Below are 11,120 nucleotides of genomic sequence, written 5' to 3'. Positions count from 1 at the left end.
GCCCGGGACGGTGGGGCGCCCCGGGCCCGGCCGCCGGCGGATCAGACCGCCGAGCTGTACGCGGTGAAGAAGCGGGAGGCGATCGGCGAACCCGAGGCGTTGAAGCAGATCGGGAACAGGTTCACCGTGCCCGCGCTGCGGTTCCACGGGGTGGCCAGCCCGCAGTAGTCCGGGCCGGGACCGAAGGCCGTCACCTGCGCGGTGTCCGAGGGCACCGCGATGCCCGGCAGGTTGACGGTGTAGGGGACGGATCCCGCGAGGGTGTTGACCGCGCCGGAGGAGTTGAAGTTGGTCGCGGGCGGAAGGCCGCCGTTGAACCAGAGGTAGCCGTACGAGTTGGGCGGGAAGGCGGGTCCGTGCACGGCCCGCTTCTCCGAGTAGCTCAGCGTCCAGCGGGTGTCGAAGAGCACGTTGCCCGCGTTGTAGCAGTTGACGATGACGGTCTGGCCGCTCGCGGAGGGCACCCAGTCGGCGACCTTGCAGCGGGCGCCGGCGGACGGGTTGACGGCGGTCACCTCGATGTTCCCGGCCGGGGAGGCCTGGCCGAGGCCGGGCAGCCAGACCTTCCAGGTGCCGGTGCCGCCGTAGCCGACCGCGTTCGTGGCGCCGGTGGAGTTGTACTGGGTGACGATCGACGCGGTGGGGGCCGCGTAGACGTAGCCGTAGCCGCCGACGGCCGGGGTCGGCACGCCGCTGCTGGTGGTGTACAGGACGGTGAAGCGGTTGTCCTCGGGCGCGCCGCCCGGGCGGTAGCAGCTCACCGCGACGTCCTGGCCGGTGCCGGCGGTGCCCCAGCCCCGGACCTGGCACCAGCTGCCGGTGCGGGCCACGGCGGTCACGTGGGCGATGCCGCCCGGGCCGGCGATCAGCGGGAAGTGCACGACGTAGGAGCCGGTGCCGACCTTGTCCACCCGCACCGGGTTGGCGGCCGGCGACGGCCAGCTCCCCCACTGGCGGGTGGTGTCCGGGACGTAGCCCGGCGGCGGGTTCGGGTTGTCGAGGTACGCGAAGCCCCAGCGGTCGGGCACGGCGGCGTGCGCCGGTCCGGCGGCCGGCAGGCTGACGCCCACGAGGGCGGCCAGTACGGCGAGGACGAGGAGCAGGGCGCGGACGGCGCGGAACGCGCGGTCGGCGGGGACGGGTCTGACCGGTGGTACGGCGGTGCCGGCGTGCATGGGCATACCCCTTGGGTGTGAGGAGATCACGGGCGGCCTGCGCTGTGGTGCCCGTCCCGCTGCTCCGCTCGGACCCGGGGTGAGCCGGCGTGCGGCGGCCGACGGGACGACCGGTCCTTCAGGGAGGGGACCGGTGCCGCCCGGCGTCGGCCGGCGGGGACGGGGTCGGGGGTCAGGCCCGACGGCGCTCACATCGTAGGGGCCCTCCCGGGCGGCGGCACAGGCCTGCGGCACGCGCCGGAGGGTCCGTTGCCGGCCCTTCGCGGGGCGGCCGGTGGCCGTCCCTCCGGATCCGTCCCGCCCCGGGTGCCCCGCGTGCCGCCCCACCGGCACCACGGGACGTCCCGCGTCACTCGGGTCGCACCCGCGCCCTGGCCGGAAACGGCCGTTCCGCGTCCGCCGGCGGACGCGCGGCGGGTCACGCCCGGGGCCCGCCGGCCGGCCCGGCGGGCCGTCACCTCCGGTCCGGAGGCCCGTCACCTCCGGTCCGGTGGGCCGGCGAGGAGGTGACGCTCGGTCAACTCCTGTGCGTGGGCTGATTGTTCCCTGGGAGAAGGATGTCCGGTCATCCGGCCGGACCATTGACCCGGGGCGTGTCCGGCGCTTGGATCGTGCCCAGCCGACCGCCGAGGGGGGCGGGCCGGGCGACGGCGCGGCGCCGGTCGCGCGGTGAGGGCGCGAGCAGGGGAGGAAACCCATGATGACCACCGGAGCAAGGACCGAACCGACCTTACGGACCGCACGGGTCCCGGGGGCCGCACGGGCGCTGCGGGCCGCCGCCGTACTGGCCACCGCGGTGCTGGCCGCGGCCGCGGCCACCGTGCCCGCCCAGGCCGGCCCGGCGGGGACCGCGTCGCTGTGGGACCGCACCGTCCGGATCAGCACCGGCCCCGACGGCGCCCAGCCGGACGGCGGCACCCGGCCCACCGGCCTGAGCGCCGGCGGGCGCTGGGCCGTGATCGACTCCGACGCCACCAACCTGGTGCCGGGCGACACCAACGGGCTGACCGACGTCTTCGTCCGGGACCAGCTGACCGGCCGCACCGAGCGGGTCAGCCTCACCGCCGCGGGCGGCCAGGCGGACGGCTACTCCTTCGACGGAGTGATCGACGCCCTCGGCCGCAACGTCGTCTTCACCTCCAGCGCCGCCCTGGTCCCGGAGGACACCAACGGCGTCGAGGACGTCTACCTGCGCGACCGCTGGACCGGCCGCACCGAGCGGATCAGCGTCGGCGACCCGGCCCGCGAGGTGCCCGAGCGGTACTCCTCCGATCCGTCGATCAGTGCCGACGGCCGCTACGTGGCCTTCGCGTCGTCCCGCTCGGACCTGGTGCCCGACGGCACCCCCTACGACCGCTACAACGTGTACGTCACCGATCGCCTGCGGGGCACCACCCGTCTGATCACGATCGGCGCGGACGGCTCGCCGGCCAACCGGCCGTCCTTCTCGCCGGTGATCAGCGAGGACGGCAGGACCGTCAGCTTCACCTCCCGGGCCACCAACCTGCTGCCGCCGGCCGAGGGCGGCGGCGCCGGGGAGTCCGCCGAGGACGCCGCCGAGGACGCCGTGGTGCCCGTGTCCGGCCGCTCCGCCCGCCGGACGGCCGCCGTGCTGCCGTCCGGGCGGTCCACGGACGCCGACGCCGGGATCGCCAAGCCCCGGCTGTACCCGTTCTACGTCCACGACCTGGGCACGGGCCGGACCACCGGCGCCAGCCTCGACGAGACGGGCGCGCTGCGCGGGGTCAACAGCGGCACGGTGAGCCCCGACGGCCGGCTCGCCGTCTACTCCTACCTCGTCCCCACCGGGGAGCCGGGCGGCGGCTGGCGTCCGCACCTGGAGCTCTTCGTCCGGGACCTGCGGGCCGGCACCGTGCGCCGCCTGCCGATCGAGCGGCCCGGCACCCTGACCACCGGCCACTCCTACGAGCCGGTGATCGCGCCCGGCAACCGCTGGGTGTACTTCACCTCCTCCGCCCACAACCTGGTCGAGGGCGACACCAACAGCGCCGAGGACGTCTTCCGGCACGACCTGCTGACCGGCCGCACCGAGCGGGTGAGCGTCGCCGCCGACGGTGCCGAGTCCGCCGGCAGCTCCTACGGCGCGGTGGTCGGCGGCCTGGGCACGACCGTGCTGTTCTCCTCCGAGGACGGCACCCTCGTCGCCGGTGACACCAACGGCTGGACCGACGCCTTCAGCCGCCGCGTCCTGCTCTTCTGACACCCGGGCGCGTGCGCACCCGGGACCCGGCCGTCCGGGTCCCGGGGCCCCGCTGCTCCGGGCCGACGCGGGTGCGCGCCCCCTGCGGGCCGGTGTGGACCGGTGGCCGCAGGGGGCGCGGGGTCGGGGAGCGCCGGGGGGCCCGGGAGCCGGCGGTGGGACCCGGCGCTCCGGGCGGGATCAGTCGGTCAGGTTGACCGGGCGGTAGGCACGGTAGCCGTCACCGGCCTTCAGGCCGTAGGCGTGCTTGGCGTGCCGGGTGCCGACCCGGCCGGCCTGCTCGTAGGAGAGGTAGGAGCGCTTGCCGCTCTCCCACTTGTCGAAGATCACGACGTGCCGGTGGTTCGGGTCGTTGCTGCCGGCCTTGATGACCAGGTCGCCCCGGCGCAGCTCGGACATCTTGATCGGCCTGGTCCAGCCCTTGTTCTTCAGCGCGACGGTGTTCGCGCCGGGCTTGGGCAGCCCGAGCGCCATGGAGACGAAGCCGGAGCAGTCCTGGCGGTAGCCGTCCTTCCAGTTCCGGTGCTGGGAGTACGGGACGGGCTTGCCGTTGTCGGCGGTCAGCCACAGCCTGGCCCGGCGGATCTCCTCGGCCCGGGTGATCCTCGGCGCGGCGGCCCGCGCCTCCGGCGAGTCGTCGACGGTCCGGTCGGTGTCGCCGGCCTCGACGGTGTCGGCGAGGCCGGCGGCGTCGGTGAGGTCACCGGCCGCGGCGGTGGTGCCGGGACCGGCGTCCGGGGGCGAGGTCGCGGCGGCGGGCCCGGTGAGGGCGAGCGAGCCGATCAGGGCGGTCGCGGCGAGCGCGGGGACGGTCCAGCGGCGGATGCGGGTCATGAGGGGTTCCTGCCTTTCTGACGGGATGTCGTGTCACGCGGTGACCGGCCGGGCCGGCCGATCGGTCCGTGGGGGCGGTCCGTGGAGGCCGCCCGTGGGTGGGCCCGGTGGTGACGGAGCGTCGGGCGGTGTCGTCCGCCGCCTCGTCGCCGGGCCCGATGAGAGCTTCGCCCGCCGGCCGCCCGGCCTGTACCGGGTGCCTGTTGTCGCCCGGCGGCGGCACCGCGACAACGCCTCCGACCTGCGGTTCCGGTCTTCCCGCCCGATGCCCGTGACGCGTTGTCGGGCGGATCGTTGAGCGGTTGGGACACGATCTGACCGGGGGTGGCGGATGGACACGCAGGGCGAGCGGCGGCCGGCGGGCCGGGCCGGCGGGACCGGGCGGTCCGTTCCGCTCCCCGGTGCGGCGCCCGCGCCCGACGGCCCGCCCGGCTTCGGGGCCGCCCTGCGCGCCCGGCGCCGCGCGGCGGGATTCTCACTGACCGAGCTGGCCACCCGGGTCCACTACGACCGCAGCCACATCAGCAAGGTGGAAACCGGCGCCAAGCCCGCCACCACCGACTTCGCCCATGCCTGCGACACCGCCCTGCGCGCCAACGGCGCGCTGGTCGAGCTGGCCACCCGCGGCCAGTGCCCCTACCCCGGGCTCGCCTCCTTCAGGGCGGAGGACGAACGCTGGTTCCACGGCCGCGAACGGGCCCGGGCCGAGCTGCTCGGCCTGCTCGGCGAGCGGCTGACCGACCGTGGCGGACCGGTGCTCGTCGTCGGCCCGTCCGGCGCCGGGAAGTCCTCCCTGCTGCGCGCCGGACTCGTCCCCGCCCTCCGGCGCGGCGCCCTGCCCGGTCTCGGTCCGGTGACCGCCGAGGTGTTGACGCCCACGTCCGCCCTGCCGGCCGGGCCGCCCGACGGCGCCGGGCGGCCGGGGAGCATGGTCTGGATCGTGGACCAGGCCGAGGAGCTCTTCACCCTCTGCCCCGACCCGGCCGAGCGGCGCGCCTTCCTCGACCGGCTCTGCCGGGAGGCCGGACCGGACGGCGGCAGGCTGGTCGTCCTCGGCGTGCGGGCCGACCTCTACGGCCACTGCCTGGCGCACGAGGGCCTGCTCAGCGCGGTGCGGCGGGGACAGCTCGCCCTCGGGCCGATGACCGCCGCCGAGCTGCACGCGGCCATCACCGCACCCGCCCGCACCGCGGGCCTGGAGCTCGAACCGGGCCTGCCGGCCCTGCTGACGGCCGACCTCGGGCTGGACCCGGGCCACCCCGACCGCGCCTACGACCCGGGCGCCCTGCCGCTGCTCGCCCACACCCTGCGCGCCGTCTGGCAGCAGCGCACCGCGCGCGCCCTCACCCTGGACGGCTACCGCGCGATCGGGGGCCTGCACGGCTCCGTCGCGCTGACCGCCGAACGCGCCTGGTCACGGCTGGACGAGGAGACCAGGACCGCCGCCCGCCGGATGCTGCTGCGGCTGGTCCACGTGGGGCCGGACGGCCAGGTGGTGCGCCGCCGCGCCGAACGGTCCGCGCTGGCCGCCGCCGACACCGACCCGGAGCGCCTGGACCGCGTCCTGGCCTCCTTCGCCGCCGACCGGCTGATCACCCTGGACGCCACCGGGGTGACGCTCAGCCACGAGGCACTGCTGCGCGCCTGGCCCCGGCTGGGGGAGTGGATCGAGGAGGCGGGGGCCGGGCTGCGGCTCCACCAGCAGCTCGCACTGGACACCGAGCACTGGGCCCGCTCCGGGCGCGAGGAGGCCCTGCTCTACCGGGGCAGCCGCCTCGCACTGGTGGAGCAGTGGGCCCGGCCGGCCGGTGCCCGGGGGGACGGCGCCCCGGCGGCGGCCGTCCGGGGCGGGGCGCCCGTGCTCGCGCCCGCCGAACGCGAGTTCCTGGAGACGGCCGCCGCCCGGGCCCGCCAGGAACACAGGGCCGAGCGCCGCCGGATGCGGACCCTGCGGCAACTGGCCACCGCGCTCGCCCTGATGCTGGCCTTCGCCCTGCTCGCCGGGACCCTGGCGTGGCAGCAGCGGAACGCGGCGGTCGCCGCGAACCGCGCCAACCTGGTGCACGCCCTCCTCGCCGACGCGGGCCGCAACGCCGACCACGATCCGTACGCGGCGCTCCTGCAGTCCGTCGAGGCCCGCCGGGCCGCCCCCGCGGACGCGCCCGACCTGCGCCGGCCCGCCGACGACGCCGTGCTGAGCACCCAGTCCCGGTACCTGACCGGCCGGATCCCGGGCTTCGAGTGGGGCGTCAACGCCGTCGCGCTCAGCCCCGACCGCCGGCTGGTCGCCACCGGCGACTCCCAGGGGCGGATCGCCCTCTGGGACACCGCGACCACCGCCCTCGTCGCCGAACTGCAGGGCCACGACGTCCACTTCCCCGTCCAGGACATCGAGTTCAGCCCGGACGGCGCCCTGCTGGGCGCGGTCCTCACCCGCGACCCCACCCGGCGGATCCTGCTGTGGCGGGTCGCCGACCGGCAGGCGCTGCCGTCCCCGGTGATGCCGCTGAGCACCACCGGCAGGCCCTCGGTCGCCAAACGGGTCGCGTTCAGCCCGGACGGCACGCTCCTCGCGGCGGGCAGCGGGGACGACCAGCTGCCCGGCCGGGTCTGGATCTGGCGGACCGACCGGGCAGGAGCCCCGCCGGAGCGGACCCTGCTGGACCACACCGGCGTGATCCAGGGGCTCGGCTTCGGGGGCGGCCACCGGCTCGCCTCGGCCGACACCGACGGCACCGTCCTGGTGCGGGACCTGGACGCCCCGCCGCGCCCGGACGGGGGCGCCCCGGTGGTGCTCTCGGGGAACGCCCCGAAGCCGCGCTCGCTGTCCTTCGCCGCCGACGGCCGGCTGCTGGCGGTCGGCGGCGACCAGGGCGGCATCCGGCTCTGGCGGCCGCCCGCCGTCACCGCCCCGGGCCCCGTCCCCGGCGCGCCGGGCGACCGGCCCGCGGCTCCGCCCGGCGGGGCCGCCGCGGACCCCGCGTCACCGGAGTGGACCGCGCAGGACCTGCCGGGCCGTCATGTCGGCTCCGTCAACGCCCTCGCCCTGGCCCCCGACGGCGTCACCCTGCTCTCCGCCGGGGCCGACCAGACCGCCAGGGCCTGGGACCTGCCCACCGGGCGGGTCACCGCCGAACTCCGCGGCCACCCCACCTTCGTCCTCGGCGTCGCCGTCGGCAGCGACAGCCGCACGGTCGTCACCTCCCCCGGCATCAGCTCCCCGCCCGGCAGCGTGCTGCTGTGGGACCTGCGGCGCGGGACCGACCTGGCGCCCGGGCCGGACCGCCCGGCCGTCACCGCGGTCGCGGCCGCCGCCGGCCGTGCCGTCGTGGGCACCGCCGACGGCCGCACCGCGCTGTGGGACGTCGCCGGCCGGACGCCCCGGCTGATCACGCTCACCCCGGCGACCGGACAGGCCGTCACCGCCCTCGCCCTGGACCGGACCGCCCGCACCTGGGTGACCGCCACGGCCGACGGCACCCTGCGGGTGCGGCGCGGCTCGGACGGCGTCGCGCTCGCCGCGAGCACCGTCGGCGCGCGGCCGACGGCCGTCGGGCTCAGCCCCGACGGCGGCCTGCTGGCCGCGGGCACGGCCGACGGCCGGCTGCTCGTCGGCCCGACCGACGGCTCGGTGCCGCGCCCTCGGTGGCACCGGGACCTCGACCAGGTCAACGCCCTGGCCTTCGTCGGCGAGGGCACCGACCTCGCCTTCGCCTACAGCTCGACGGTCGTCCACCTGCTCGACGCCGCCGACCCGGCCGCCACCGCGCGGCCGACCGGGATGCGGCACGGCGACCACGTCGGCCGGATCGCCGTCAGCCCCGACGGCCGGCGGATCGCCACCGCCGGCAACGACCGCCTCGTGCACGTCTGGGACGCCCGCACCGGCGACCGGACGGACACCGCCGACCGCACCGTCGGCTCCGACACCGTCCACGCCCTCGCCTTCACCCCCGACGGCCGCTCCGTCGCCGCCGTCGGCCGGGGCGGGGTGCTCCGCCTCTGGGACGACGCCTCGCCCGGCCTGCGCACCGTGCTCACCGGCCCGGGCCGGCCCCTGAACGCCGTCGCCTTCCTCCCCGACGGCCGCGTCCTCACCGCGGGCGAGGACGGCGCCGCCCCGCTCTGGAGCCTCGACCCCGCGACGGTCGCCGCCGACGCGTGCACGGTGCTGCGCCCGCCCCTGCCCCGCCCCGAGTGGGCCCGCCTCCTGCCCACCGTCCGCTACCGGCCGGCCTGCGGCTGACGCCGCCGGGGCCCGTGGCGGGGCCTTCCGGGCCGCTGCCGTCCGGGCATGCGGGGTGCCCGCCCTCCGGGTGCCTGCCGGTCGCGGCCGACCGCCCGCCGGCCCACCGCTCAGGCGGGCCGACGCAGCCACGCCTCCAGCACCGCGAAGTCGCGCTCCGTCAGGCCCACCCGGGGATCGACCCGGTGGAGCAGGGCCGGTGCCCGGTGGTGGCCCGCCACCCAGGTCCGGTCCGCGTCGGTGATCTCGTCGTCGACCCAGGCGAACGGCCGCCCGGCCGCCCACCCGACCAGGGCGGGCGTCTTCCAGTGCGTCCCCGCCCGCCCGTCCGGCCCGTCCGGGCCGTCGGCACCGGTCGGCCCGGGCCACGCCACGACCTCCAGGGGCGGCAGGCCGAGCAGGGGGGCGATGCAGGTGTTCGCGTCGTCCTCCCAGGTAGTGGCCCAGACCACGGTGCACGGCAGACCCGCGAGCCGGGCCCCGTGCGCGGGGTCGATCCTGGTGAGCAGTGGATTCGTGCTGGGGGCCCCGCTCCCGAAGGCGGGATACCGTCCCGGTTCGCCACCGAACGGAATGAGCGGTCCGTCGACGTCGAGGAAGAGCAGTGGCTGTTGCGCAGAGCCGGTCATCGCCGCAGGATACCGGCCGGGGATCGCCCGCCCGTCCGGCCGGGTCACGGTGCCGGTCCGGGGCGGAGGGGGGATCCGCTGCGGGGGCGGGGTGGGGTCGGGCGGGGTGGCCCGGGGGATCCGGGCCGTTCGCACGGCATGGTGTTCGCGGGGAGGTTCTCGGACGAAGTGCTTCTGTTCATTCACCCGTTCCCCTTCCTTCGCGCTTCCGGCAGCGGCGGAGGGACAAAACGGTGTTCGCTGCTCCAGTGCGGGGCAAAAAGAACACTTCGCCGTCGTCAATCGGCTTCGAATTAAGTAGGTGTGACGATATGCAGGAATGATCTACTCTTAGTGCGTTCACAGATTCTTCGTACAGAGCAGGTTCTGCCGAATGAAGCTTCCCCGGGTGTCCGCCGTCGTCGCGGCAGCCGTTCTCACCCCTGCTGTTCTCTTCCCCTCCGTGGCCGCGGCCGCCGACGCCCCCAAGGGCACCGGTGTCTCGGAGCCCGACGCCCCCTCCGAGGACGGCCGGACCCAGGAGGCGCTCGACCGCGCCGAGATCCAGCAAATCCTCGCGGACAAGGACTGCGGCATCTCCGAGCGGGAGGCCGCCGAGAAGGCCCTCGCCGGCACCGCCGCCGAGATGCGGCGCTTCCTGGAGGTCGGTCTCGCGAACGCCCGCGCGATCGACGCCCGGGTCAAGGTCTTCCAGGTGCTCGCCGTGGGAGGTCCGGCCGTGAAGGAGGCCGCGACCGCCGTGCTGCGCAACGGCGGTTACGAGGACTTCGTGAAGTTCCTCAAGGAGGGCCAGTACGTGGCCCGGGCCCAGGACGACCGGGTGGAGATCGTCCAGCTCATCGGGAACCCGGAGACCGGTCCCGGCGTGCGCGAAGCCGCCGAGAAGGCCCTGAAGGTCAACACCCCCGCCGCGCTGCGGCACTTCCTTGAGGTCGAGTACCCCGAGCAGCAGAGCATCGACGACCGGGTCAAGGTCGCCCAGATGCTCTCCACGGGTGGTCCGGCCGTGAAGGAGGCCGCGATCGCCGCGCTGCGCGGCTCCCGCGAGGACCTCGTGAAGTTCCTCAAGGAGGGCCGCTTCCTGGCCCAGGCCACCGACGACCGCCTCGAACTCGCCCGGCTCCTCGACGACCCGGGGCTCGGTGCCGGCGTGCGGGCCGCCGGCGAGGCGGCCCTGCGGGTCAACACCCCCGCCGCGCTGCGCCTGTTCTTCGAGGTCGAGCGCCCCAAGCAGCAGATGGACGACGACCGGGTGCTGGTCAGCCAGATCCTCGCCAAGGGCGGCCCCGCCGTGAAGAAGGCCGCGGGCGCCGCGCTCGACGGCAGCTACGAGGACGTCGTCAAGTTCCTCAAGGAGGGCCGGTACACGGCCCGGGCCGAGGACGACCGCGCCGAGATCCAGGCGATCGTCGCCGACCCGCAGACCGGTGCGCACACCCGCAAGGCCGCCCAGAACGCGCTCGCCGGCGATGCCGCCGCCCTGCGCCGCTTCCTGGAGACCGAGCTGGCGCCGCTGCGCATGGGCGACAGCCGGGTGAAGGTCTCGCAGATCGCCGAGACCGGCGGACCGGCCGTCAGGAAGGCCGCGCTGGCGGCCCTGGAGGGCGACGACCGGGCCGTTCTGGTGTTCCTCGACGAGGGCTGGGCCAAGGCCCGGGCCGAGGACGAGGCCGCTGCGAAGCCCACCGGCCGGCCCACCGGGCAGCCGGAGACCACGCCCGCCCCGGAGGCCCCGGCCACCACCCAGGCGGTCCAGGCCGGCGTCCGCACCACGACCGGCACCACCGGCACCACCGGCACCACCGGCACCACCGGTACCGCCGTGACCGGCACCACCGGCTCGGCCACCCGCTCCGGCCAGCTCGCGGCCACCGGTTCCGAAGGGCTCGGCTGGGAGGCCGGCGGCGCCGCCGCGGCCGTCGCCGCCGGCGCGGCGCTCGTGGTGGTCTCCCGCCGCCGTCGCGCCACCGAGGACTGATAGCACCCGCGAGCCCGTCACCCGCGAGCCCGTCACC

6 protein-coding genes are annotated in these 11,120 nt (G+C 76.4%); 3 read left to right on the top strand and 3 right to left on the bottom strand.

The genetic code is table 11. From position 1 onward, the window contains the following. Positions 1–41: 41 nt before the first annotated feature. Complete coding sequence (locus ACFCX4_RS29380) at positions 42–1,181, bottom strand: hypothetical protein (RefSeq protein WP_376148834.1); 1,140 nt, start codon at positions 1,179–1,181, stop codon at positions 42–44. Between the two features lie 694 nt (positions 1,182–1,875). Between ACFCX4_RS29380 and ACFCX4_RS29375 the strand changes: the two genes are divergently transcribed. Next, a complete protein-coding gene (locus ACFCX4_RS29375; protein WP_376148831.1) occupies positions 1,876–3,396 on the top strand; it encodes a hypothetical protein in 1,521 nt (506 codons plus the stop codon). Between the two features lie 180 nt (positions 3,397–3,576). Here the strand turns inward: ACFCX4_RS29375 and ACFCX4_RS29370 are convergent, their stop codons facing one another. Then, on the bottom strand, positions 3,577–4,230 hold the full coding sequence (locus tag ACFCX4_RS29370; protein ID WP_376148828.1) for an NlpC/P60 family protein: 654 nt from the start codon (positions 4,228–4,230) through the stop codon (positions 3,577–3,579). A 331-nt stretch (positions 4,231–4,561) separates the two neighbouring features. Between ACFCX4_RS29370 and ACFCX4_RS29365 the strand changes: the two genes are divergently transcribed. Continuing rightward, on the top strand, positions 4,562–8,476 hold the full coding sequence (locus ACFCX4_RS29365; protein WP_376148825.1) for a helix-turn-helix domain-containing protein: 3,915 nt from the start codon (positions 4,562–4,564) through the stop codon (positions 8,474–8,476). Between the two features lie 110 nt (positions 8,477–8,586). Here the strand turns inward: ACFCX4_RS29365 and ACFCX4_RS29360 are convergent, their stop codons facing one another. Continuing rightward, entirely contained in the window at positions 8,587–9,105 is a 519-nt protein-coding gene (locus tag ACFCX4_RS29360) for a hypothetical protein (RefSeq protein WP_376148822.1), read from the bottom strand. 373 nt (positions 9,106–9,478) lie between these two features. Between ACFCX4_RS29360 and ACFCX4_RS29355 the strand changes: the two genes are divergently transcribed. Continuing rightward, positions 9,479–11,083: an ALF repeat-containing protein gene (locus ACFCX4_RS29355; protein ID WP_376148820.1), complete on the top strand. Its 1,605-nt coding sequence runs from the start codon at positions 9,479–9,481 to the stop codon at positions 11,081–11,083. Positions 11,084–11,120: the final 37 nt, after the last annotated feature.

It is taken from the genome of Kitasatospora sp. NPDC056327 (assembly GCF_042261735.1).
GTDB lineage: Bacteria > Actinomycetota > Actinomycetes > Streptomycetales > Streptomycetaceae > Kitasatospora.
This window is presented reverse-complemented; position numbering and strand designations above follow the sequence as displayed.

Bases quoted from the DNA above. Each gene is read 5' to 3' on its own strand.
- ACFCX4_RS29365 (WP_376148825.1), top strand. From the start codon at position 4,562: ATGGACACGCAGGGCGAGCGGCGGCCGGCGGGCCGGGCCGGCGGGACC.
- ACFCX4_RS29360 (WP_376148822.1), bottom strand. From the start codon at position 9,105: ATGACCGGCTCTGCGCAACAGCCACTGCTCTTCCTCGACGTCGACGGA.
- ACFCX4_RS29355 (WP_376148820.1), top strand. From the start codon at position 9,479: ATGAAGCTTCCCCGGGTGTCCGCCGTCGTCGCGGCAGCCGTTCTCACC.
- ACFCX4_RS29380 (WP_376148834.1), bottom strand. From the start codon at position 1,181: ATGCCCATGCACGCCGGCACCGCCGTACCACCGGTCAGACCCGTCCCC.
- ACFCX4_RS29370 (WP_376148828.1), bottom strand. From the start codon at position 4,230: ATGACCCGCATCCGCCGCTGGACCGTCCCCGCGCTCGCCGCGACCGCC.
- ACFCX4_RS29375 (WP_376148831.1), top strand. From the start codon at position 1,876: ATGACCACCGGAGCAAGGACCGAACCGACCTTACGGACCGCACGGGTC.